At 72.1% G+C, this 24,105-nt stretch carries 21 protein-coding genes; 12 read left to right on the top strand and 9 right to left on the bottom strand.

Annotated elements, in window-relative coordinates; genetic code table 11:
* Positions 1-5 precede the first annotated feature (5 nt).
* From M4J07_RS30245 to M4J07_RS30235, 3 genes are all read right to left on the bottom strand, one after another.
* Complete coding sequence (locus M4J07_RS30245; RefSeq protein ID WP_255976852.1) at positions 6-932, bottom strand: oxidoreductase; 927 nt, start codon at positions 930-932, stop codon at positions 6-8.
* A gap of 249 nt (positions 933-1,181) precedes the next feature.
* Positions 1,182-3,899, bottom strand: a complete 2,718-nt coding sequence (gene ppdK / locus M4J07_RS30240) for a pyruvate, phosphate dikinase (protein ID WP_255976851.1) — start codon at positions 3,897-3,899, stop codon at positions 1,182-1,184.
* 416 nt (positions 3,900-4,315) lie between these two features.
* On the bottom strand, positions 4,316-5,518 hold the full coding sequence (locus M4J07_RS30235; protein ID WP_255976849.1) for an ROK family protein: 1,203 nt from the start codon (positions 5,516-5,518) through the stop codon (positions 4,316-4,318).
* 122 nt (positions 5,519-5,640) lie between these two features.
* On the opposite strand from M4J07_RS30235, the gene M4J07_RS30230 reads away from it, so the two are divergent.
* Together M4J07_RS30230 and M4J07_RS30225 are read left to right on the top strand one after the other, a co-directional pair.
* Complete coding sequence (locus M4J07_RS30230) at positions 5,641-6,990, top strand: MGH1-like glycoside hydrolase domain-containing protein (RefSeq protein ID WP_374215112.1); 1,350 nt, start codon at positions 5,641-5,643, stop codon at positions 6,988-6,990.
* Positions 6,987-8,933, top strand: coding sequence for an amylo-alpha-1,6-glucosidase (locus M4J07_RS30225; protein WP_255976847.1), 1,947 nt, complete (start codon positions 6,987-6,989; stop codon positions 8,931-8,933). Before M4J07_RS30230 ends, M4J07_RS30225 begins: the two co-directional genes overlap by 4 nt.
* A 193-nt stretch (positions 8,934-9,126) precedes the next feature.
* On the opposite strand, the gene dusB is transcribed toward M4J07_RS30225, so the two are convergent.
* Positions 9,127-10,260, bottom strand: a complete 1,134-nt coding sequence (dusB, locus tag M4J07_RS30220) for a tRNA dihydrouridine synthase DusB (RefSeq protein ID WP_255976845.1) — start codon at positions 10,258-10,260, stop codon at positions 9,127-9,129.
* Positions 10,261-10,335: 75 nt separating this feature from the next.
* Positions 10,336-11,214 (bottom strand): helix-turn-helix transcriptional regulator, encoded by an 879-nt coding sequence (locus M4J07_RS30215; protein WP_255976843.1) that lies wholly within the window; start codon positions 11,212-11,214, stop codon positions 10,336-10,338.
* Positions 11,215-11,362: 148 nt separating this feature from the next.
* Between M4J07_RS30215 and M4J07_RS30210 the strand changes: the two genes are divergently transcribed.
* Positions 11,363-12,832 (top strand): MFS transporter, encoded by a 1,470-nt coding sequence (locus M4J07_RS30210; protein ID WP_255976841.1) that lies wholly within the window; start codon positions 11,363-11,365, stop codon positions 12,830-12,832.
* Here the strand turns inward: M4J07_RS30210 and M4J07_RS30205 are convergent.
* Positions 12,816-13,694, bottom strand: coding sequence for a helix-turn-helix transcriptional regulator (locus tag M4J07_RS30205; protein ID WP_255976865.1), 879 nt, complete (start codon positions 13,692-13,694; stop codon positions 12,816-12,818). The genes M4J07_RS30210 and M4J07_RS30205 overlap by 17 nt on opposite strands.
* Before the next feature lie 109 nt (positions 13,695-13,803).
* Between M4J07_RS30205 and M4J07_RS30200 the strand changes: the two genes are divergently transcribed.
* The 5 genes from M4J07_RS30200 (at position 13,804) to M4J07_RS30180 (ending at position 18,351) form a co-directional block, all read left to right on the top strand.
* A complete protein-coding gene (locus M4J07_RS30200; RefSeq protein ID WP_255976839.1) occupies positions 13,804-15,237 on the top strand; it encodes an MFS transporter in 1,434 nt (477 codons plus the stop codon).
* Between the two features lie 39 nt (positions 15,238-15,276).
* Positions 15,277-16,020 carry a Type 1 glutamine amidotransferase-like domain-containing protein gene (locus tag M4J07_RS30195; protein ID WP_255976837.1) on the top strand — a complete coding sequence of 248 codons (744 nt, stop codon included), beginning with the start codon at positions 15,277-15,279 and terminating at the stop codon, positions 16,018-16,020.
* Between the two features lie 11 nt (positions 16,021-16,031).
* On the top strand, positions 16,032-16,604 hold the full coding sequence (locus tag M4J07_RS30190; RefSeq protein WP_374215111.1) for a DinB family protein: 573 nt from the start codon (positions 16,032-16,034) through the stop codon (positions 16,602-16,604).
* A 121-nt stretch (positions 16,605-16,725) separates the two neighbouring features.
* A complete protein-coding gene (locus tag M4J07_RS30185) occupies positions 16,726-17,736 on the top strand; it encodes an aldo/keto reductase (RefSeq protein WP_255976835.1) in 1,011 nt (336 codons plus the stop codon).
* 24 nt (positions 17,737-17,760) lie between these two features.
* Positions 17,761-18,351, top strand: a complete 591-nt coding sequence (locus tag M4J07_RS30180; RefSeq protein WP_255976833.1) for a TetR family transcriptional regulator — start codon at positions 17,761-17,763, stop codon at positions 18,349-18,351.
* Positions 18,352-18,355: 4 nt separating this feature from the next.
* On the opposite strand, the gene M4J07_RS30175 is transcribed toward M4J07_RS30180, so the two are convergent.
* Together M4J07_RS30175 and M4J07_RS30170 are read right to left on the bottom strand one after the other, a co-directional pair.
* Positions 18,356-18,565 (bottom strand): hypothetical protein, encoded by a 210-nt coding sequence (locus tag M4J07_RS30175; RefSeq protein ID WP_255976831.1) that lies wholly within the window; start codon positions 18,563-18,565, stop codon positions 18,356-18,358.
* A 350-nt stretch (positions 18,566-18,915) separates the two neighbouring features.
* Entirely contained in the window at positions 18,916-20,298 is a 1,383-nt protein-coding gene (locus M4J07_RS30170; protein WP_255976829.1) for a glycine--tRNA ligase, read from the bottom strand.
* Between the two features lie 188 nt (positions 20,299-20,486).
* On the opposite strand from M4J07_RS30170, the gene M4J07_RS30165 reads away from it, so the two are divergent.
* Genes M4J07_RS30165 through M4J07_RS30150 form a run of 4 tightly spaced genes read left to right on the top strand, consistent with a single transcriptional unit; the run spans position 20,487 to position 23,652 of the window.
* A complete protein-coding gene (locus M4J07_RS30165; RefSeq protein WP_374215110.1) occupies positions 20,487-21,470 on the top strand; it encodes a metal ABC transporter substrate-binding protein in 984 nt (327 codons plus the stop codon).
* Positions 21,471-21,505: 35 nt separating this feature from the next.
* Positions 21,506-22,273 carry a metal ABC transporter ATP-binding protein gene (locus tag M4J07_RS30160; RefSeq protein WP_255976825.1) on the top strand — a complete coding sequence of 256 codons (768 nt, stop codon included), beginning with the start codon at positions 21,506-21,508 and terminating at the stop codon, positions 22,271-22,273.
* A gap of 1 nt (position 22,274) precedes the next feature.
* A complete protein-coding gene (locus tag M4J07_RS30155; protein ID WP_255976823.1) occupies positions 22,275-23,171 on the top strand; it encodes a metal ABC transporter permease in 897 nt (298 codons plus the stop codon).
* A 25-nt stretch (positions 23,172-23,196) separates the two neighbouring features.
* On the top strand, positions 23,197-23,652 hold the full coding sequence (locus tag M4J07_RS30150; RefSeq protein WP_374215109.1) for a Fur family transcriptional regulator: 456 nt from the start codon (positions 23,197-23,199) through the stop codon (positions 23,650-23,652).
* A 1-nt stretch (position 23,653) separates the two neighbouring features.
* Here M4J07_RS30150 and M4J07_RS30145 read toward each other — a convergent pair.
* Positions 23,654-24,105, bottom strand: a 452-nt coding sequence (locus M4J07_RS30145) for a YcxB family protein (RefSeq protein WP_255976819.1), incomplete at its 5' end; no start/stop codon positions are given.

The raw sequence follows: 24,105 nt of genomic DNA, 5'->3' as shown, positions 1-24,105 counted from the left end.
GACGCTCACCCCTTCAGGGCGCCGCACTCCACCCCGGTCAACTGCTCCGACGCCGCCCACAACCGCTCCCCCGCCACATCACTGCGCGTCCACGACGCCCGCCACGACCGGCCCGGCGCCCCGCGCCACATCAGCACCCGCGGCCCGTAGAAGTCGTCGCCCCGCACCCCGGGCACCGTCGCGGCGTACAGCGTCGGCAGCGCCCCGCCCTCCGCGGACTGCGCGAAGACCCGGTTCCCCACGGCGTAGAACCGCTCCATCCCCTTGCGCCCCTCCAGCTGGGCGCCCCGCGCCTGGAGGGACGTCGCGGCGTACCCGGGGTGCGCGGCGGCGGCGACGAGGGCGGCCCCGGACGCGGCGGCGCGGCGGGCCAGCTCGTGCACGAAGAGCAGATTGGCCGTCTTGGAGCGCGCGTACGCGATCCACCGCCGGTACCCCTGCTCGCTGTTGAGGTCGCCCAGGTCGACGTCGGCGAGCGCGTGCAGGGCACTGGAGACGGTGACGACGCGGGCGGCCGGCGCGTCGAGGAGGCTCGGCAGCAGCAGTGCGGTGAGCGCGAAGTGCCCGAGGTGGTTCACGCCGAACTGGATCTCGAACCCGTCGGCGGTCCGGGCGTACGGCAGGGCCATCACTCCGGCATTGTTGACGAGCAGGTCGAGCGGCCGGCCACTGAGCGCCGCCGCGAACGCCCGCACGGAACCGAGGTCGCCCAGGTCGAGCGGTCCGAACTCGGCGTCGGCGCCCGGCACCTCGCCGCGCAGCCGCTCCACCGCGGCGACGCCGCGCCGCTCGCTGCGGCAGGCGAGGACGACGTGGGCGCCGGCCCGGGCCAGTTCCCGCGCGGTGACGTACCCGATGCCGCTGTTGGCGCCGGTGACCACGGCGGTGGTGCCGCTCCGGTCCGGGATGTCACGCGCGTTCCAGCCGCTCATGGCCCTGCTCCCTGGGTGACGGGTCTGCCCGCCGGTCGGCTTACCGGACGGTAATGCGGCAGGCATCGTTCCGCCAGAACGCGAAGAACTCAAGCCCGAAGAGCATGAGGCCCGGAGAACTCGACTCGAAGGGCCAGGCCGAAAGGGCGGTCCCCCCGCACAGGGGTACCGCCCTTTCGTCGAGCACCGGAGCCGCCGCCGATCGGTGAGGGTCGGGGACCGACGGCGGCTCCGGGGGTTCTGCGGGTCCTACCGGTGGTCGCTGCCCACGGAGGTGGAGGCCGCGCGGCCCGCCTCGAGGCGGGCGACCGGGATGCGGAACGGCGAGCAGGAGACGTAGTCCAGGCCGACCTCGTGGAAGAAGTGGACCGACTCCGGGTCACCGCCGTGCTCGCCGCAGACGCCGAGCTTGAGGTCGGGGCGCGTGGCGCGGCCGGCCTCGGCGGCGGCCTTGACCAGCGAGCCGACGCCGTCCTTGTCGATCGTCTCGAACGGGCTGACGCCGAAGATGCCCTTCTCCAGGTACGCGGTGAAGAAGCTCGCCTCCACGTCGTCCCGGGAGAAGCCCCACACCGTCTGCGTCAGGTCGTTCGTGCCGAAGGAGAAGAACTCGGCGGCCTCGGCGATCTGTCCGGCCGTGAGGGCGGCGCGGGGCAGCTCGATCATGGTGCCGATGGCCAGCTTCAGCGTGACGCCGGTCTGCTCCTGGACCTCCGCGATGACCTGGTCGGCCTCCTCGCGGACGATCTCCAGCTCCTGGACGGTGCCGACGAGCGGGATCATGATCTCGGCGCGCGGGTCGCCCTTGGCGTTCTTGCGGGCGGCGGCGGCCTCGGCGATGGCGCGGACCTGCATGGCGAACAGGCCGGGGATGACCAGGCCGAGCCGGACGCCGCGCAGACCCAGCATCGGGTTCTGCTCGTGCAGCCGGTGCACGGCCTGGAGCAGCCGCAGGTCGTTCTCGTTGTTGTCCTGGCGGGACTCGGCGAGCGCGACGCGCACCGACAGCTCGGTGATGTCGGGCAGGAACTCGTGCAGCGGCGGGTCGAGCAGGCGGATGGTGACGGGCAGCCCGTCCATCGCCTCGAACAGCTCGACGAAGTCCTGCTTCTGGAGCGGCAGGAGCTGCTTGAGGGAGTCCTCGCGCTCGGTGTCCGTGTCGGCGAGGATCAGCTTCTCGACCATCTCGCGGCGCTCACCGAGGAACATGTGCTCGGTGCGGCACAGGCCGATGCCCTGGGCGCCGAACCGGCGGGCGCGCAGCGCGTCCTCGGCGTTGTCGGCGTTGGCGCGTACGCGCAGGCGGCGTACTCGGTCCGCGTAGGCCATGATCCGGTGCACGGCGCCGACGAGCTCGTCGGCGTCGTCGGCGCCGGCGTGCATGCGGCCCTCGAAGTACTCGACGACCGGGGACGGCACGACGGGGACCTCACCGAGGTAGACCTTGCCGGTGGAGCCGTCGATGGAGATGACGTCGCCCTCCTCGACCACCACGTCGCCGGCGGTGAGGCGGCGCCGCTTGGTGTCGACCTCCAGGTCCTCGGCTCCGCAGACACAGGTCTTGCCCATGCCGCGGGCGACGACGGCGGCGTGCGAGGTCTTGCCGCCGCGGGAGGTGAGGATGCCTTCGGCGGCGATCATGCCGTCGAGGTCGTCGGGGTTGGTCTCGCGGCGGATCAGGATGACCTTCTCGCCGGAGCGCGACCACTTGATGGCGGTGTACGAGTCGAAGACCGCCTTGCCGACCGCGGCGCCCGGCGAGGCGGCGATGCCGCGGCCGAGCTGCTCGACCTTGGCCTCCTCGTCGAACTTCGGGAACATCAGCTGCGCGAGCTGCGCGCCGGTGACCCGCTGCAGCGCCTCGGCCTCGTCGATCAGGCCCTGGTCGACGAGCTGCGTCGCGATGCGGAAGGCGGCACCGGCGGTGCGCTTGCCGACGCGGGTCTGCAGCATCCACAGCTGGCCGCGCTCGATGGTGAACTCGATGTCGCAGAGGTCCTTGTAGTGGTTCTCAAGGGTCTCCATGATCTGCATGAGCTGGTCGTACGACTTCTTGTCGATCTGCTCGAGCTCGGCGAGCGGCACCGTGTTGCGGATGCCGGCCACGACGTCCTCGCCCTGCGCGTTCTGCAGGTAGTCGCCGTAGACGCCCTGGTGCCCGGAGGCGGGGTCGCGGGTGAACGCGACGCCGGTGCCCGAGTCGGGGCCGAGGTTGCCGAAGACCATCGAGCACACGTTGACCGCGGTGCCGAGGTCGCCGGGGATGCGCTCCTGGCGGCGGTAGAGCTTGGCGCGGTCGGTGTTCCACGAGTCGAAGACGGCGTGGATGGCGAGGTCCATCTGCTCGCGCGGGTCCTGCGGGAAGTCGCGGCCCGCCTCGGTCTTCACGATCTTCTTGAAGCGCGTGACGAGCTTCTTGAGGTCGGCGGCGTCCAGGTCGGTGTCGACGGTGACCTTCTTGGCGCGCTTGGCCTTCTCCAGCTCCTCCTCGAAGAGCTCGCCGTCGACGTCCAGGACGGTCTTGCCGAACATCTGGATGAGGCGGCGGTACGAGTCCCACGCGAAGCGGTCGTCGCCGGCCTGCTTGGCGAGGCCCTGCACCGACTTGTCGGAGAGACCGATGTTGAGGACGGTGTCCATCATGCCGGGCATGGAGAACTTCGCACCCGAACGGACCGACACCAGAAGGGGGTTGTCGGCCTGGCCGAGCTTCTTGCCCATCTGCTGCTCGAGCGCGTCGAGGTGCCGGCTGACCTCGTCACGGAGTGCCACCGGCTCGGCGCCGCTGTCGAGGTAGACCTTGCAGGCCTCGGTGGTGATGGTGAAGCCCGGAGGGACGGGAAGCCCCAGGTTGGTCATCTCGGCGAGGTTGGCACCCTTGCCGCCGAGAAGGTCCTTGAGGTCCTTGTTTCCCTCGGTGAAGTCGTAAACGAACTTCGTTACCTGAGGATCTTTGTTTTCCGACACGGGTCTCGACTCCTCGAGGCTCGGGTGGCTGCCCTGACGGCGAGGAACATACCCAGATCCAAGGCCCCTGGGTACGTCCACTTAGCCGTCATGCGGCCGTAACCACCCGTCCGCCAGGAGATCGAAAGTGACCGATGGGTATCCAAGATCCAGCCAATGCGTTCACTTCTTGAACAGTCAACCCCCGTAGAGCCCGATTATCGCTCACATGAGCACGCCATGCTCTCATGTGCGTTCACATCATAAATGATCGAGCATTGGCACTCAGTGCCACGAGTTGGAGAAGTGCAGGCGCCGAATTGGCGCTCATCTGAGCGCAAGGGTGATCAGGGGTGGCGAGAATCACGCCGTTTGAAGCGGGCTTCGGACGGCCCGATGTCAGCATCCGGACAGGTCCCGGGGACGAAACGGGCCCGTCACACACCCAGCGCCGCGAGCCGCCGCTCGGCCCGCGCGGGCGCGTACAGCTCCTCCACCACCAGCGCTCCCGCTCCGATGAGCGCGGAGCGCTCGCCGAGCCGGGCCGGGGCCACGTCCAGATGGGCCGTCGAGCGGGGCAGCGCCCGCTGGTAGAGGAGCTCGCGCACGCCCGTGAGGAAGGGAGTTCCGGCCAGATCTCCGGCGATCACGAGCACGCCCGGGTTCAGCAGGGTGACGACGGTGGCCAGCACCTCGCCGACGCTGCGCCCGGCCTCCCGCGCGAGCCGCACCGCCTCCGGGTGCCCGGCCGCCAGCAGGTCCCGCACGTCCGAGCCGGAAGCCGCGGGCACCCCGGCCTCGCTGAGCCGGCGGGCCAGCGCCCGGCCGCTGGCGACCGCGGCCAGACAGCCGTACGAACCGCACTTGCACAGGGCGTCGGCGCCCGCCGGGACCCGGACGTGCCCGATGTCGCCCGCGCCGCCGTCGATGCCGCGGTAGATCGCGCCGTCCACCACGACGCCCGCGCCGATCCCGGTGGAGACCTTGACCAGGGCGAAGGCGCGGCAGTCCGGGTGGCCGGTGCGCTGTTCGCCGTACGCCATGAGGTTGGCGTCGTTGTCGACCAGGACCGGGACCTCCGGCGCGGTCGCGGCGTGCTCGGCGGCGGCGCGGGCGAGACGGCCTCTTATGTCGTAGCCGTCCCAGCCCGGCATGATCGGCGGCTGCACGACGCGGCCGGTGTCGATGTCGACGGGGCCCGGCACCGCGAGGCCGATGCCGCACACCGTGTCCGCGGCGCGCCCGGCCTCCTTGAGCAGATCACCGAACCAGCCGCCGAGCCGCGGCAGCACCGCCTCGGGACCGTCCTCGACGGTGAGGTCGTCCGTGTGCTCGGCGAGCACCTCCCCGGACAGGGTGAGCACGGCGGCGCGGGCGTGCCGGGTGTCGAGGACGGCGGCGAGCACCACCGCGTGCGCGTCGTCGAACTCCAGGTGGATCGAAGGGCGGCCGCCCAGCCGGGAGTTGACCGGTCCCGCCGCGCCCTCGCGCAGCCAGCCCGCCCGGAAGAGCCGGTCGAGGCGCTGCCCGACCGTGGCCCTGGACAGGCCCGTGACCTCCTGGAGCGCGCCGCGCGTGGTCGCCCGTCCGCTGCGGACGAGCTGCAGCAGATCCCCGGCGCTCGCCTGGTTCCCCGCCATGGCTGCCAACCCCCTTGCGTTCATCAACTGCGCGTTACATGCTGGGTTTTGCGTGTCATACAGACGTAACTCTATGCTGCCCGCTGCGTAACCGGCAGCCCGGCAGTCTCGCGGGAGAGCATGTGGAGCACATCACCGAGCGGCGCACCCCCACGAGCGCGGCCGCGCGGCACGGCACGCTGTGGGACCGGGCGGTCCTGGCCCTCGACGCGAACTGGACCGGGACGTCGACCGTCCCGTCGCGCACGCTGTACCCGCACCAGTGGTCGTGGGACTCGGCGTTCATCGCCATCGGACTGCGTCATGTCTCCCCCGTGCGCGCCCAGGTGGAACTGGAGACGCTCATCGCCGCCCAGTGGGGCGACGGCCGGATCCCGCACATCGTGTTCCACCCCGACGTCCCGCTGGACGCCTACTTCCCCAGCCCCGACTTCTGGCGCTCGTCCGCTGCGGGCCGCGCGGCGGGCGCCCCGCACACCGTGCAGACCTCCGGGATCGTGCAGCCCCCGGTCCACGCGCTCGCCGCGTGGCTGGTGCACCGCGCCGACCCGGCGCTGTCCCGCTCCCGCTCCTTCCTGACCCGCGTCTACCCCGGACTCGCCGCCTGGCACCGCTATCTGCTGCACCGCCGCGACCTGGGCGGCGGCGGCCTCGTGTCGGTGGTGCACCCGTGGGAGCAGGGCATGGACAACAGCCCGTGCTGGGACGCCCCGCTAAGCCGGGTGACACCCGCCCCCGCGCGCACCTTCCGGCGTGCGGACCTGGAGCACGGCGCGGCCGACGACCGCCCGACGGACCTGGACTACGGCCGCTACGTACGGCTCGCCATGGACTACCGCGACGGTGAATACACCGACGGGCAGGGGCCGTTCGCGGTCGAGGACCCCTCCTTCAACGCGCTGCTGGCCGCGTCCGAGCACGCGCTGGCCCGGATCGCCTGCGAGCTGGGGGCCGCGGGCACGGCCCGGCACGCGCGGGCGGAGCGGCTGACGGCGGCGCTCGTGGACCGGCTGTGGGACCCGGCGGCGGGCATGTTCTTCGGCCGGGACCTGCACGGCGGCGGGCTCGTCGAGGAGTACACCGTCTCGGGGCTGATCCCACTGATCCTGCCCGCCCTGCCGCGCGACGTGGTGGCCGCGCTCGTGCGCACCGCGTGCGGACCGCACTTCGGCGTCGGCGACCAGGTGCGGCTCGCGCCGAGCTACGACCTGCTGGGTCCTGCGTTCGATCCGCACCGGTACTGGCGCGGGCCCGCCTGGTTCAACACCAACTGGCTGCTGGAGCGCGGGCTCCGGCTGCACGGCGAGCGCGCGCGGGCGGCGCCGCTGCGGGCCGCGCTGCTCGACGTGGCCGGGGCGTCGGACTTCGCCGAGTACGTCGACCCGTACACGGGAGCGGGCTGCGGCGCCCGCGGGTTCGGCTGGACGGCCGCGCTGACCCTGGATCTGCTGGGCGAAAGGACCTCGGGATGACCGATGAGCACGGACACGCGCGCCAACTCCTCGTCCGGGGGGCCACGTTCGCCGCGATGGACGCGGGCGGGGCGCTGACCGCGGTGCGCGGCGGGTCCTCGATGGACGGCCTGTTCGTGCGCGACGCCCGGCACCTGTGCCGCTGGCAGCTGACGGCCGACGGGGCCGCGCCCGACGTGCTCTCCCGCATGGCGTACGACGACGCCGCCGGGGGCGTCGCCCGCTGCGTCCTGGTGCCGCGCGGCGGCGGCCGCCAGGAACCGGCCGCGTACACCCTCTTCCGTGAACAGGCTGTCGGGGACGGGTCGTTCGTCGAGCTGTTACGGGTGGTGTCGAACCGTCCGGAGCCGATGACCGTACGGCTCGCGCTGACGGTCGACGCGGACTTCGCCGACCAGTTCGAGCTGCGCGCCGACCACCGTACGTACGTCAAGACCGGCGCCGTCCGCACCCGTGACGTCCTCGACGACGGCGTGGAGTTCACGTACACCCGCGGGGACTGGCGGTCCTCGACGACGGTGACGAGCGAGCCGGCGCCGGACGCGGTCGAGGAGACCGGCACCGGGGCGCGCCGGCTGGTGTGGACGCTCGACCTCGACCCGCTGGACAGCGCCGAGCTGACACTGCGGGTGGTGGCGAACGGCGCGCCGGGTGTGCCGCAGAGCCCGGCCTCCGTGGCCGCCGAACTCGCCGACACCGTACGGGACTTCGCCGCCGGGGTGGAGCTGCCCGGGGCCTGGCCCGAGCTGGCGGCGGCGTGCTCGCGCGGACTCGCCGACCTCGCGGTGCTGCGGGTTCCGGCGGCCGGGCCCGACGGGGAGCGTCAGCTGGTGCCGGCGGCCGGGGTGCCGTGGTTCCTGACGCTGCTCGGCCGGGACGCGCTCCTGACGTCCCTGTTCGCGCTGCCGTACCGGCCCGAGCTGGCCGCCGCCACCCTGCCGGTGCTCGCCGCGACGCAGGCCACCGAGCGGATCGACGGGGCCGTGGCGCAGCCCGGGAAGATCGTGCACGAGGTGCGGCACGGCGAGCTCGCGCACTTCGGGCAGGTGCCGTACGGGCGGTACTACGGGTCGGTCGACGCGACGCCGCTGTTCCTGGTGCTGCTCGGCGCGTACACCGAGCAGACCGCGGACCTCCGGCTCGCGCGGCGCCTGGAGCCGGCGGCGCGGGCGGCGGTCGGCTGGATGCTCGACCACGGCGGGCTCACGTCGCGCGGCTACCTGGTCTACCGCGCCGACCAGGGCGGGCTCGCCAACCAGAACTGGAAGGACTCCCCCGGCGCGATCTGCTGCGCCGACGGCAGCCGGGCCACGGGGCCCGTGATGGCGGCCGGGGCGCAGGGCTACGCGTACGACGCGCTGCGCCGCACGGCCGTCCTGGCCAGGACCGTGTGGGACGACGTGGTGTACGCCGACCTCCTGGAGCAGGCGGCGGCCGATCTGCGGGACCGGTTCCTGCGGGACTTCTGGATGCCCGAGCACGGATTCCCGGCGCTCGCCCTGGACGGCGACGGGCGGCAGGTGGACGCGCTGGCGTCCGACGCGGGGCACCTGCTGTGGTCCGGGCTGCTCGACAAGGAGTACGGCGAAGCGGTCGGTCGGCGGCTCCTGGAACCGGACTTCTTCTCCGGCTGGGGCGTCCGCACGGTGGCCTCCGGCCAGGCCGCGTACCACCCGCTGTCGTACCACCGGGGTTCGGTGTGGCCGCACGACAACGCGCTCATCGCGCTGGGGCTCGCGCGGTACGGGCTGCACGACGAGGCGCGGGCGGTGGCGCACGGGCTGGTGTCGGCGGCGGGCGCCTGCGGCGGGCGGCTTCCTGAGGTGCTCGCCGGGTACGAGCGGGAGGCGTACCCGGCGCCCGTCCCCTACCCCTACGCGTGTGTCCGCGAGTCACGCTCGGCGGCGGCCCCCTTGGCGCTGCTCAGCGCCGTCGGGGGTTGAGGTCGGGTTCGGCTGCGGCTGCGTGGGGCTTCGCGCGCAGTTCCCCGCGCCCCTGGAGATGCGCCCCCCGACGGGGGGGGGAAGGCTGCGCGAAGCGCATGCCTTCAGGGGCGCGGGGAACTGCGCGAGCAACCCCCACCGGACCCGCACCCGGCGACGCACCACGAACCCCGCGGACGCGGAGCCGTACCGGTCAGCCGCCGGACGTGTCCGACTCCGCGTCCTCCGAGAGGCCCGCGCAGTCGTACGGGTCCTTGAGCCAGCCGTCCGGGAGCACGACCCGGTTGTTGCCGGAGGTACGCCCCCGGGGGCCGTCCGCGCCGGACGGCCAGTCCTGGTCGAGGTCCAACTCGTCGAGGCCGGACCGGAGTTCGGCCAGCGACGAGGTGATCGCGAGACGCTTACGCATCTCGGAGCCGACCGAGAAGCCCTTCAGGTACCAGGCGACGTGCTTGCGGAAGTCGATGACGCCGCGCGACTCGTCGCCGATCCACTCGCCGAGCAGCGTCGCGTGACGGACCATCGCGTCGGCCACCACCCGGAGGGTCGGCCGGACCCGCTCCTCGCGCCCCTCGAACGCCGCCACCAGATCGGCGAACAGCCACGGCCGGCCGAGGCAGCCGCGACCCACGACGACCCCGTCACAGCCGGTCTCGCGGACCATGCGCAGCGCGTCGTCCGCGGACCAGATGTCGCCGTTGCCGAGGACGGGGATCTCCGGGACGTGCTCCTTGAGGCGGGCGATGGCGTCCCAGTCGGCCGTGCCGCCGTAGTGCTGGGCGGCGGTGCGGCCGTGCAGCGCGATCGCGGTGACGCCCTCCTCGACCGCGATCCGGCCCGCGTCGAGGAAGGTGATGTGGTCGTCGTCGATGCCCTTGCGCATCTTCATGGTGACCGGGAGGTCACCCGCGCCCGAGACGGCTTCCTTGAGGATCGCCCGCAGCAGGTTGCGCTTGTACGGGAGCGCGGAGCCGCCGCCCTTGCGCGTCACCTTGGGGACGGGGCAGCCGAAGTTCAGGTCGATGTGGTCGGCGAGGTCCTCCTCCGCGATCATGCGGACGGCCTTGCCGACGGTGGCCGGGTCGACGCCGTACAGCTGGATCGAGCGCGGCTTCTCGGTCTCGTCGAAGTGGATCAGCTGCATGGTCTTCTCGTTGCGCTCGACCAGGGCGCGCGTCGTGATCATCTCGCTCACGAAGAGGCCCTTGCCGCCGGAGAACTCTCTGCACAGGGTGCGGAACGGCGCGTTCGTGATCCCGGCCATGGGGGCGAGGACCACGGGCGGCTGCACGGTGTGCGGGCCGACGTGGAGCGGCTGCTGGGTCATCGGGGCGGTCTCCGGAGACGTACGAGAAAACCTTCATGGGGCACGGACAGAGCTCCATTGTCCCTCACCCGGCGCTCACCCCGTGAGGGCCGTCCGCCCGGCCAGTTTCTCCAGGCGTTCCTCGGTCTCGTCGTCGGCGGGGACGTAGGCGACGACCCGGTACGCGTCGCCGTCCGGGGCCAGCCACATGTGGCGGTGCTCCAGGCGCAGCAGGCCGATCTCCGGGTCCGCGTGCAGATAGCGCTTGACGTGCGAGACCATCGGCGCGACCTCGCGCCGCTCCCAGAGCTCGCGGAACTCCGGCGACACCGCGAGGAGCTCCTCGACCGGCGCCTTCCAGGCCGGCTCGGCGACGTGCTCGGCCATCGCCTTGCGGTACTTGGCGAGGAGCTCGGGCAGCATCACGTCGCGGTCCAGGTACTGCACGCCCCTGCGGTGGTTCATGAACATCATCCACAGGGCGTTGCGGTGCCCGGGTTCGAGTTCGGCGGGGTCGCCGAAGACGCCGACGTAGGCCGTGTTGTGCGCGAGGATCTCGTACCGGGCGTTCTTCACCTCGGCCGGCCAGGGCTCCAGGCGCCGCAGCAGCCGCAGGACCGTGGGCGTGACGGCCGGGCTGTCGGGTTCGGCACGCGGGTCGGTGGTCCCGGCGAGCGCGAAGGCGTGGGCCCGCTCGGCGGGGTCCATCCGCAGCGCGCGGGCGATGGCGTCCAGCACTCCGGCCGAGACGTTGATGGCGCGGCCCTGCTCCAGCCACGTGTACCAGGTGATGCCGACCGAGGCGAGGTGCGCGACCTCCTCGCGGCGCAGGCCGGGGGTGCGGCGCCGGGCCGTGCCGGGCAGGCCGACCTGGTCCGGGGTGATGCGCTCGCGGCGGCTGCGCAGGAACGCGGCCAGCTCGGCGCGGCGCAGTCCGTCGGCCGATGCGGCTGCGGCGGTGGCGGCGGGGGTCATGCCACCAGGATGCTCCCGCGCTCATCCTGTTGCCAGGTACTGCCTGTAACACGATAAGGAGACTCTGGTACCCGGCTGAGCGGGCGACGACCGTGGGGGCATGACCTCACGTACCCGTCCCGGAGCCGCTCCGGATACCGTCGCATGCATGCCCGATGCACCACAGTCCCTGAGCCACCGGCGGCGCATGCTCGTCCTCGCCATCTGCTGCATGAGCCTGCTGATCGTGAGCCTCGACAACACGATCCTGAACGTCGCCCTGCCGTCCATGGCGAAGGACTTCGACGCCACGCTGTCGGGCATGCAGTGGACGATCGACGCGTACACGCTGGTCCTCGCCGCGCTGCTGATGCTGGCCGGTTCGACCGCGGACCGGGTCGGGCGGCGCAAGGTCTTCCAGATCGGGCTGATCGTCTTCACGGCGGCCTCGGTGGCCTGCTCGCTCGCGCCGAACCTGGAGGCCCTGGTGGCGTTCCGGATGGTGCAGGCGGTGGGTGGCTCGATGCTCAACCCGGTGGCGATGTCGATCATCACGAACACGTTCACGGACCCGCGCGAGCGGGCCCGCGCCATCGGGGTGTGGGGCGGTGTCGTCGGCATCTCGATGGCGGCGGGCCCGCTGGTCGGCGGCCTGCTCGTGGACTCGGTCGGCTGGCGGTCGATCTTCTGGGTCAATCTGCCCGTCGGTCTGGCCGCGCTCCTGCTGACCGTCCGCTACGTCCCCGAGTCCCGCGCCCCCAGGGCCCGCCGCCCCGACCCCGTCGGCCAGCTCCTGGTGATCACGCTGCTCGGCTCCCTCACGTACGCGATCATCGAGGCGCCGGACGCGGGCTGGACGTCGGGCCGGACCATCGCCTTCGCGGCGCTCGCCGTCGCCTCGCTGGCCGGTCTGCTGTACTACGAGCCGCGCCGCGCCGAGCCCCTCATCGACCTGCGGTTCTTCCGCTCGGCGCCGTTCAGCGGCGCCACGGTCATCGCGATCTGCGGGTTCGCCGCGCTCGGCGGCTTCCTGTTCCTGTCGACGCTGTACCTCCAGGACGTGCGCGGTCTCGACGCGCTGCACGCGGGCCTGTGGATGCTGCCGATGGCGGCGATGACGCTGGTCTGCGCGCCGCTGTCGGGCCGCCTCGTCGGCAACCGGGGGCCGCGGCTGCCGCTGCTGGTGGCGGGCGTGATGATGACCGCGAGCGGCGTCCTGTTTGCGGCGTTCGACGCGGAGACCTCGAACGTGACGCTCTTCGTCGGCTACGTCCTGTTCGGCATCGGCTTCGGTTTCGTGAACGCCCCCATCACGAACACCGCCGTCTCCGGCATGCCCCGCACGCAGGCGGGTGTCGCGGCGGCCGTCGCCTCCACGAGCCGGCAGATCGGCCAGACCCTCGGCGTCGCCGTCATCGGCGCGGTGCTCGCCTCGGGCGTCGCCGGATCGTCGTACGCGGACGCGTTCGTCGGCGCGAGCCGGACCTGCTGGTGGATCATCGCCGGGTGCGGTCTCGCGGTGCTGCTGCTGGGCGCGCTGACCAGCGGGCGGTGGGCGCGGGGAACGGCGCGGCGGACGGCGGAGCGGCTCTCGGAGCCGGAGGTCCGCGCGGACGCCGACCTCACGAGCTCGGGCTGAGCGCCAGCTCCCGCAGCCGGCCGAGGCGCTCCCGGGTCGCGTCGTCGGCGGGCGTGTACGTGACCATGCGCGCCCCGCAGTCCCGGCCGAGCCACAGGTCGGTGTGGACGACGTCGAGCGGCCCCACGTACGGATTGTGGAAGTGCTTCACCTTGCTGGGCACGGACTGCACCACCTCGTGGCGCTCCCACAGCTCGCGGAACTCGGCGGACTCCTCGGTCAGCCGCTTCAGGACCACCTTCCAGGCGGGCTCGGCGAGGTGCTCGGCCATGCCGGCGCGGAACTTGGCGGCCATCACGCGCAGCACGTCGTCGAGCCCCACGATCGCCGACCGCCAGTCCTCGTGCGTGAACGCCAGGAGCATCCAGTTGCGGTCCTCGGGCGGGATCGCGTCGAGGTCGCACAGCAGCAGCCGGTAGGTGCTGTTGTAGGCGAGGATGTCGTAGCGGCTGTTCTGCACGCAGGCCGGGAAGGGCTCCAACTGGGCGATCACGTCGAGGAGTTCGGGGGTGAGTGTGGTGCAGCTGGCCGCCGGTGTCGGGTCGATCGCGCCGGCGAGGCCGAACAGGTGGGCACGTTCGCTCGCGTCGAGCCGCAGTGTGCGGGCGAGGGCGTCGAGGACCTGCGCGGAGACCTGGATGTCGCGGGCCTGCTCCAGCCACGTGTACCAGGTGACGCCGACCGCGGAGAGGTGCGCGACCTCCTCGCGGCGCAGCCCCGGGGTGCGGCGGCGCCGTCCGCGCGGCAGGCCGACCTCCTCGGGGGTGATCCGCTCGCGGCGGCTGCGCAGGAAGCCGGCCAGCTCGTGCCGCCGGATCTCCCCGGGCCGGGCGTCGGCCCCGTACTGCACGTCCTGCGTCATGGTGGTCACGCTCCCAGCCTGGACCGACCGCGAACCTGTTTCCAGGTAGAGGTTCTACCAGGATAAGAACACTCTGGTACCCGTCTGACGGACGGCCGAGGCTCGGTGCATGACCACCCACACGCAGTCTCCCGCGGTCCGTGCCGCCGCCGGGCCCGTCGCGCCGGCGCTCGGCGGCCCGGGTCTGCTCACCGTCCTGCTGGGCGGCGCCCTGCCGCTCATCGACTTCTTCATCGTCAACGTCGCCCTGCCCACCATCGGCCGCGACCTGTCCGCGAGCGAGCCGGTCCTGGAGCTGGTCGTCGCCGGGTACGGCATCGCGTACGCCGTGCTCCTCGTCCTCGGCGGCCGGCTCGGCGACCTGCTGGGCCGCCGCCGGCTGTTCGTCGGCGGCATGGCGGCCTTCGGCCTGACGTCGCTGGCCTGCGGTCTGGCGCCCACCGCGTGGACGCTGGTGGCGGCCCGGGTCGCCCAGGGCGCGGCCGCGGCGGCGCTGCTGCCGCAGGTCCTCGCCACGATCCAGGCCACCACGAGCGGCCCGCGCCGGGCCCGCGCGATGAGCATGTACGGGGCGACGGCCGGCCTGTCGATGGTGGCGGGCCAGGTGCTCGGCGGCGTCCTCGTCTCGGCGGACGTGCTCGGCTCCGGCTGGCGCTCGGTGTTCCTGGTGAACGTGCCGGTGACGATCGTCGCCCTGGTGCTCGCCGCGCGTACGGTCCCCGAGACCCGCTCGCCGCGTCCCGAGCCGGTCGACGGTCCGGGCACGGTGCTGCTCGCCCTCGCCCTGACCGCGCTGCTCGCCCCGCTGACGGAGGGCCGGGCGGCGGGCTGGCCGCTGTGGACGTGGCTGTCGCTGGCCGCGTTCCCCGGGCTCGCCTGCGCGTTCTACGCGGTGGAGCGCCGGGCCGACCGTGCGGGCCGTACCCCGCTGGTCCCGCCGTCCCTCTTCCGCATCCTGTCCCTGCGCCGGGGGCTGGTGATGGTGCTGCCCTTCTCCGTCGGCTTCAGCGGCTTCATGTTCGTCATCGCGGTGGCGCTGCAGCAGGGCGAGCGGCAGAGCGCGACGGCGGCGGGTCTCGCGCTCGCGCCGATGGCGGCGGTGTTCTTCGCGACGTCGCTGGCCGGTCCGCGGCTGGTGGCCCGCTGGGGCAGCCGGGTCGTCACGGCGGGCGGTCTGCTGCAGGGCGTCGGGGTGGCGCTGATCGCGTTCGCGGCCTGGCGGACCTGGCCGGACCTCGGGGTGGCGCAGCTGCTGCCGGGCGCGGCGCTCGCGGGCGCGGGCCAGGCGCTGCAACTGCCCATCCTCTTCCGGATCATCCTGTCCGAGGTGCCCGCGGACCGGGCGGGCGTCGGCAGCGGCGTCATGACGACGGCTCAGCAGGCGGCCCTCGCCCTGGGCGTGGCCACGCTCGGCTCGCTCTTCCTGTCGCTGACGCCCGCGCTGGGCATGCGCGACGCGCTGGTGACGACGCTGCTCGTCCAACTCGCCACGGTGGCCCTGACGGTGGGCCTCAGCCTGCGGCTGCCGCGCTCGGTCGGGTGACGGGACCGCCGTGGCAGAGGGCCGCGTAGGGTCCGGTCCATGCCCACACCTGAACCCACCGTCCTCGCCACCTCCGGCGGTCACCGCGCCGGCCACCGCACGATGGTGGCCTTCGACGCGCTCGTGCACCACGCGGTCGACCTGTCCGGCGTCCACGGGCGCCGACCGCGCCTGATGTACGTGGGGACGGCCATCGGCGACGCGGAGCACTTCACCGCGCGGATGGGCGAGGCCGCGCGGGTCGCCGGATTCGACTTCACGCCACTGCAGTTGTTCCCCATGCCGAACGTGGCGGACATCGAGGGCACGGTCCTGGAGCAGGACGTGGTGTGGGTGATGGGCGGCTCCGTCGCGAACCTGCTCGCGGTGTGGCGGGTGCACGGCCTCGACGACGTGTTCCGGCGCGCCTGGCGGGCGGGGGTGGTGCTCAGCGGGGTGAGCGCGGGTTCGCTGTGCTGGTTCGAGGGCGGCACGACCGACTCGTACGGTCCCGAACTCCGGCCGGTGACCGACGCGTTGGGCATCCTGCCGTACGGCAACGGGGTGCACTACGACGGCGATCCGGGCCGCCGTCCCCTCGCCCACCGGCTGGTCGCCGACGGCACCCTGCCCGAGACCCACTGCACGGACGACGGGGTGGGGCTCGTCTACCGCGGCACCCGGCTCGTCGAGGCCGTCACGGAAGTGCCGGGCAAGGGCGCGTACATCGTCCGCCGGAGCGGCCCCGGCGGCACGGCCGAGGAGGAGCGCATCGAACCGCGTCGGCTGCCCGCCCTCGGCTAGCCTTCGCCGTCATGACGACCACCGCCGATGCGTCCGGGCCCGCCCGCCGGGGCGACGTCTTCCCGGCCCCCGCGTCCGAGTCCCGCTTCCGCACGCCGGCCACCGGCGACGAACGCCGGATGCTCGCCGCGTTCCTGGCCGCCCAGCGCACCACACTGGAGCTCAAGTGCGCAGGCGTGGAAGCCGAGTTGGCGACCCGTTCGGTGGCCCCTTCGACACTGTCGCTGCTCGGTCTCGTCCGGCATCTGACCGATGTCGAACGGCGCTGGTTCCGCCAGGTGCTGGCCGGGCAGGACGCCCCGGCGCTGTACTCGGCGCCGGACGACCCGGACGGCGACTTCGACGGCGCGCGGGACGCGGAGCCGGCGGCCGTCGCCGCCGCCTGGGCGGCCTGGCGCGCGGAGTGCGCCTTCGCGGACCGCTTCCTCGCCGAGGCGCCCCACCTGGACGTCGAGGGCACGGACTCCTGGCGCGGCACGGTGTCGCTGCGCTGGGTGGTGATCCACATGATCGAGGAGTACGCGCGCCACAACGGCCACGCCGATCTGCTCAGGGAGCGGATCGACGGAGCCATCGGCGTCTGAACCCCCCTGCTTGGTGACCCGCGCCGCGGACCAGCCGGTGCCGTGCGCGCAGCGCATGACAGATGACAGATGACAGATGACAGATATTGAAATCTGTCATCTGTCATGGCAGCCTGGAGGCATGAACCTTCCCACGCGCACTCTCGGAACGACCGGCCCCCAGGTGTCCGCCCTCGGCCTCGGCTGCATGGGCATGTCCGCGCTGTACGGCGACACCGACCGCGCCGAGTCCGTCGCGACGATCCACGCCGCGCTCGACGCGGGCGTGACGCTCCTCGACACCGGCGACTTCTACGCCATGGGGCACAACGAGATGCTGATCGGCGAAGCCCTGCGCGGCGCGTCCGCCGCCGCCCGCGAGAAGGCGCTGACCAGCGTGAAGTTCGGCGCGCTGCGCGACCCGGACGGCGGCTGGTCCGGTTACGACGGCCGCCCGGCCGCGGTGCGGAACTTCGCCGCGTACTCGCTGCAGCGCCTCGGCGTCGACCACATCGACGTCTACCGGATCGCCCGCGTCGACCCCGACGTACCGATCGAGGAGACCGTCGGCGCCATCGCCGAACTGGTCGAGAAGGGCCACGTGCGGCACATCGGCCTCAGCGAGGTCGGCGCGGAGACGATCCGCCGGGCCGCCGCCACCGCCCCGATCTCCGACCTCCAGATCGAGTACTCGCTCATCACCCGCGGCATCGAGGAGGAGATCCTCCCCACCACCCGTGAGCTGGGCATCTCCGTCACCGCGTACGGGGTCCTCTCCCGCGGCCTGATCTCCGGCCACTTCACCCGCGACCGCAAGCTCGCGGCGAACGACTTCCGCGGCATGAGCCCCCGCTTCCAGGGCGAGAACCTCCAGCACAACCTGGACCTCGTCGACCGGCTCAGGAAGATCGCCGAGCAGAAGGGCGTGAGCGTCGCGCAGATCGCCATCGCCTGGGTGCTGGGCCGGGGCGACGACATCGTGCCGCTGGTCGGCGCGCGCCGCCGCGACCGGCTGACGGAGGCGCTGGGCGCGCTCGACGTCACCCTGGACGCCGCCGACCTCGCCGCGATCGAGGAGGCCGTGCCCGCGGACGCCGCGGCGGGCGAGCGGTACCCGGCCGCCCAGATGGCACACCTCGACAGCGAGCGCTGATCAGCGCCCGGTACGGTCACTGACATGGCACCGACCACCGAGACCCTGACGCCCGAGCGCATCCTCGCCGCGACCGAGGAGGTGCTGCGCCGGCACGGCGCGGCGAAGGCCACCGTCGTCGACGTGGCGCGGGCGCTCGGGGTCAGCCACGGCACGGTGTACCGGCACTTCCGTACGAAGGCGGAGCTGCGCGGCGCCGTGACCAAGCGGTGGCTGGACCGGACGACCGGGATCCTCGCGGAGGTCGCCGCGGGCTCCGAGGACCCGGCCGCCAAGCTGCGGCACTGGCTCGCGGCGCTCTTCGAGGCGAAGCGGCACAAGGCGGGCGACGACCCGGAGCTGTTCGCCACGTACACGGTGCTGACGAGCGAGAACGGCGGCGTGGTCGACGCGCACATCGGCGAGCTCACGGACCAGCTGACCGCGATCGTCCAGGAGGGCGTGGACCGGGGCGAGTTCGAGGCGCCGGACGTCGCGGCGACGGCCCGCGCGGTCTTCGAGGCCACCGCCCACTTCCACGACCCGGTGTACGCCCCGGACTGGTCGAAGCCGGACAGCACGGAGGCGTTCGACGCCGTGGTGGCACTGGTGCTGCGCGGCATCGCGACGCGCTAGCGGGTCAGTCGCCGGCCGCCGGGTCCACGGTGGCCTGGTGCTCCTGCTCCAGGTGCTCCTGCGCCTTGAGCCACGGCAGGAACTGGGCGGTCCTGCGCCACCCGCAGGTCTCGCACGTCAACTGCCGCTGCATCCCCGCCTTCTCGACCAGGACGACATGCCCCCGGCCGTGCTGGTCCCAGCGGCTCACTCTGCTGCTCGTCATATGAGGCACAGCGGCAGTGTGGCGCATGACGAACATCAACTCCCGCCTTACCCACCGGTATTCGGCGTGAACCAAGCCCCTCCGGCGATTGACCCAACAAGCCCCTCCGGCGATTGAGGAGCGGGACCCAGGACAGAACCCCGAGACGCCACCCCCGACCCGACAAGCCCCTCCGGCGATTGAGGAGCGGGGCCCGGGGCAGAACCCCGAGACGCCACCCCCGACCCAACAAGCCCCTCCGGCGATTGAGGAGCGGGGCCCGGGGCAGAGCCCCGCGACGTCACCCCCGGCAAGGCGCAAGAAAAAAGGGCCCGGGCCCCCGCCGCAGCGGAAGACCCGGACCCACGCCGGAGAGGCGATCAGCAGCCGATCAGCCGCGCCGCCAGATACCCCTCGATCTGGTCGAGAGACACCCGCTCCTGCTTCATGGTGTCGCGCTCGCGCACGGTCACCGCGTTGTCGTCCAGGGTGTCGAAGTCGACCGTCACGCAGAACGGCGTACCGATCTCGTCCTGGCGACGGTAGCGGCGGCCGATGGCGCCGGCGTCGTCGAAGTCGATGTTCCAGTGCTGGCGCAGCGCCTGCGCCAGACCCTTGGCCTTCGGCGACAGCTCCGGGTTGCGGGACAGCGGCAGCACCGCGACCTTCACCGGGGCGATGCGCGGGTCGAAGCGCATGACCGTGCGCTTCTCCATCTTGCCCTTGGCGTTCGGCGCCTCGTCCTCGAAGTACGAGTCGAGCATGAACGCCAGCATCGTGCGGCCGACACCGGCCGCGGGCTCGATGACGTACGGCGTGTAGCGCTCGCCCTTCTCCTGGTCGAAGTAGGAGAGGTCCTGGCCGGAGGCCTTGGAGTGGGCGGACAGGTCGTAGTCCGTGCGGTTGGCGACGCCCTCCAGCTCGCCCCACTCGCTGCCGCCGAAGCGGAAGCGGTACTCGATGTCAGCGGTGCGCTTGGAGTAGTGGGAGAGCTTCTCCTGCGGGTGCTCGAACCACCGCATGTTCTCCTCGCGCAGGCCCAGGCCGGTGTACCAGTTCCAGCGCTGCTCCATCCAGTACTCCTGCCACTTCTCGTCCTCGCCCGGCTTGACGAAGAATTCCATCTCCATCTGCTCGAACTCACGGGTGCGGAAGATGAAGTTGCCGGGCGTGATCTCGTTGCGGAACGACTTGCCCATCTGGGCGATGCCGAACGGCGGCTTGCGGCGCGAAGTCGTCTGCACCTGCGAGAAGTTGGTGAAGATGCCCTGGGCGGTCTCGGGGCGCAGGTAGGCGATCGAGCCGCTGTCCTGCGTCGGGCCGAGGTGCGTGGCGAGGAGGCCCGAGAACTGCTTGGGCTCGGTGAAGGCGCCCTTGGTGCCGCAGTTCGGGCAGTTGATGTCCGCGAGGCCGTTCTCGGGAGCGCGGCCCTTCTTCTCCTCGTACGCCTCTTCCAGGTGGTCCGCGCGGAACCGCTTATGGCAGGAGGTGCACTCGGTGAGCGGGTCGGTGAACGTGGCGACGTGGCCGGAGGCCTGCCAGACGTCGGTGGCCAGGATCACCGACGAGTCGATACCGACGACGTCCTCGCGCGAGGTGACCATGTAGCGCCACCACTGACGCTTGATGTTCTCCTTCAGCTCCACGCCCAGCGGCCCGTAGTCCCAGGCGGCACGCTGACCGCCGTAGATCTCGCTGCAGGGGTAGACGAAGCCACGGCGCTTGCTGAGGCTGACGATGGTGTCGATCTTGTCGGCGGCCACGGTGCTCTCTTCATTACGACGGCGGTGAGCGCGCTGGATACGCGCTCCGGGAGCGAAGCTTCAGGTTACCGGCGGGCCCACCCCCCGAACCAAATCGGTTCCCGGGCCGGAGTCGGTACAGAGCAGGACGAAGGGCGGCACGAAGAGCTTGTTGACAATCGTTTCCAGTTTTGTTGAAAATGACTGTCATGAACGTACGCCTCTCGGGTCGCCGTCCCGGCCGCCGCCTCATATCCACGACCGCCGTCGCCGCCACCACCGTGCTGGGCCTCGGCGCGCTGACCGCGTGCGGCTCCTCCGCCGCCGACAGCAAGAACAGCGACGGCAAGCTGGACGTCGTGGCGTCGTTCTACCCGATGCAGTTCCTCGCCGAGAGGATCGGCGGCGACCACGTCGCCGTCACGAACCTGACCAAGCCCGGCCAGGAGCCCCACGACCTGGAGGTCAGCGCCCAGCAGCGCGCCCAGCTCGAGGAGGCCGACGCCGCGGTCTACCTCAAGGGCCTGCAGCCCGCCGTCGACGAGGCGATCAGCCAGTCCGGCATCTCCACCAAGGTCGACGCGGCGTCCCTGACCACCCTGGAGGAGCACGGCAGCGAGGTCGGCGGGCACGCCGAGGAGCACGACGGTCACGACCACGGCGGCGAAGAGGGCACCGACCCGCACATCTGGCTCGACCCGGTGAAGTACGCCGAGGTCGCCGAGGGCGTCGGCAAGGCCCTCCAGAAGGCCGACCCGGACCACGCGGCGGACTACGAGAAGAACACCGCGGCCCTGGTGAAGGAGCTGGACCAGCTCAACACCACGTTCGAGGACGGCCTGAAGAACACCGACTCCAAGGTCTTCATCACCACCCACGCCGCCTTCGGCTACCTCGCCGAGCGCTACGGCCTCACCGAGGAGGCCATCAGCGGCCTCGACCCGGAGTCCGAACCCAGCGCCTCGCGCGTCAAGGACCTCCAGGAGATGGCGAAGGCCGACGGCGTCACCACCGTCTTCTACGAGACCCTCGTCAGCGACAGGACCGCGAAGACACTGGCGAGCGACGCGAAGCTCACGACTGCCGTCCTCGACCCGATCGAGGGCATCACCGACAAGTCCCAGGGTGACGACTACCTCCAGGTGATGAAGTCCAACCTCGCGGCGCTGCAGAAGGCTCTCGGCGCCAAGTGACGTACCGATCAAGCGGCTCGAAGGGCGGCGCGGACATGAGTGACCCCGTGATCACCTTGCGCAAGGTGACGGCGGAGCTGGGCGGACGCCCGGTGCTGCGCGGCATCGACCTGACGGTGGGGCGCGGCGAGGTCGTCGCGCTGCTCGGGGCCAACGGCTCCGGCAAGTCCACCGCCGTGCGCAGCATCATCGGCCAGGTCCCGCTCACCGGTGGCGAGATCGAGATCTTCGGCACGCCGCGACGCCGCTTCCGGCAGTGGGCGCGCGTCGGCTACGTGCCGCAGCGCACCACGGCCGCGGGCGGCGTGCCCGCGACGGTCGCCGAGGTGGTCTCCTCCGGCCGGCTGTCCCGGGCCCGCTTCGGCCTCCTGCGCAAGGCGGACCGGGACGCGGTGGGCCGCGCCCTCGACCTGGTCGGGATGGCGGACCGGGCCAAGGACTCGGTCGACGCGCTCTCCGGCGGCCAGCACCAGCGCGTCCTCATCGCACGCGCCCTGGCCGCCGAGCCCGAGCTGCTGATCATGGACGAGCCGATGGCGGGCGTCGACCTGGCGAGCCAGGAGATCCTCGCCGCGACCCTGCGCGAGCAGGTCGCGACCGGCGCCTCCGTCCTCCTCGTCCTGCACGAACTCGGCCCGCTGGAGCCGCTGATCGACCGCGCGGTGGTGCTGCGTGACGGCTGCGTGCTGCACGACGGGCCGCCGCCCAAGGCCGTCGGCCAGCACGCGCTGCCCGGCCACGACCACGTACACCCGCACTCCGCTGCGGACGCCGAACCGATCCGCACGGGACTGCTGAGCTGACATGGACTTCCTCGCGTACGACTTCATGCAGCGGGCCCTGCTCGCCGCCGTCCTCATCGGCATCACGGCCCCCGCGATCGGCATCTACCTGGTCCAGCGCCGCCAGGCCCTCATGGGCGACGGCATCGGCCACGTCGCGATGACCGGCGTCGGCCTCGGCTTCCTGCTGTCGACGTCACCGGTGTGGATGGCCATGGCCGTCTCCGTCGTCGGCGCGCTGATCATGGAGCTGATCCGCTGGTACGGCAAGACGCGCGGCGACATCGCGCTCGCGATGCTCTTCTACGGGGGCATGGCGGGCGGCGTGATGCTCATCAGCCTCGCGCCCGGCGGCTCCACGGCCAACCTCCAGTCGTACCTCTTCGGCTCGCTCACCACCGTCTCCCCGTCCGACGTCACCGTCATCTGCTGGCTCGCCGCGTTCGTGATCCTGGTGACGGTCGGCCTGCGCCGGCAGCTGTTCGCGGTCAGCCAGGACGAGGAGTTCGCGCGGGTCACGGGTCTGCCGGTGCGCGCCCTGAACCTCCTCGTCGCGGTCACGGCGGCGGTGACGGTGACGGTCGCGATGCGCGTGGTCGGCCTGCTCCTGGTGTCGGCCCTGATGGTCGTCCCGGTGGCGGCGGCGCAGCAGCTGACCCGCAGCTTCCGGGCGACGTTCGTCGTCGCGGTCGCGATCGGCGTCGTCGTGACGCTCGGCGGAACCGTGACGTCGTACTACAAGCCGGTGCCCCCGGGCGCCACGATCGTGCTCCTGACGATCGCGGTCTTCATCGTCCTGACGCTGCTGGCGACACCGCTGGCGCGACGGCGGGCCCGCGCGGCGACGACACCGGCCGGCGACCCGGCGGAGTGCGCGATCCCGGGACAGCAGGCCCCGGTTCCCTCGGTTCGTGGATGACCCGGCCATGACGCAGCCTGGCACAATGGCGGCGGTACGTAGGTGGCAGGGATGTGAGGAGGAACCCGTGGCAGCCCCGGTTCGAGGCAGGTCGACCCGCCAGCGCGCGGCCGTGGCGGCGGCGCTCGACGAGGTGGACGAGTTCCGCAGCGCCCAGGAACTGCACGACGTGCTCAAGCACAAGGGCGACTCCGTCGGCCTGACCACGGTCTACCGCACGCTCCAGTCCCTCGCGGACGCGGGCGAGGTCGACGTCCTGCGCACGGTGGAGGGCGAGTCGGTGTACCGCCGGTGCTCGTCCGGCGACCACCACCACCACCTGGTGTGCCGCGTCTGCGGCAAGGCCGTGGAGGTGGAGGGCCCCGCGGTGGAGAAGTGGGCCGAGGCGATCGCCACCGAGCACGGGTACGTGAACGTGGCGCACACGGTGGAGATCTTCGGTACGTGTGCGGAGTGCGCGGCGGCGCCCGCCCAGAGCTGAGTCAGACCCGGCGGCTGTGCCGGTCCAGCAGAGCCCGGAGGGCGTCCGTCGTGACGGCGCCCCCGGGCTCTTGCGTCGCCCGCTTGGGCAGGACCACCAGGATCTGCATGCCCGGGTCGCCGCCGACCAGCACGAAGTGGCCGTGGGTCTCGCGGTAGCCGCGGAAGACGGACCAGCGCTGGAGCAGCCGCGTGTGCGCGGTGACGTCGGTGACACCCGCCTCGCCCACGGTCGTGCGGTACGTCCCCTGCCAGCCGACCAGACTGTGCACCTGACGGGCCTGCAGCGTCGGGATCGCCCAGATCACGGCCGCGCAGAAGAGCGCGATCAGCAGGGAGAAGAGGGAGAACGAGTCCACCACGGTGAGCAGGGCCAGGAGCAGGAAGAAGCCGACCAGCCCCCACCGCACCAGGTGGATCCGCCGCAGGTGCTCGCGCACCCCGATCCCCGCAC

Origin of the sequence: Streptomyces longispororuber (assembly GCF_024448165.1) — a bacterium.
GTDB lineage: Bacteria > Actinomycetota > Actinomycetes > Streptomycetales > Streptomycetaceae > Streptomyces > Streptomyces longispororuber_A.
This window is presented reverse-complemented; position numbering and strand designations above follow the sequence as displayed.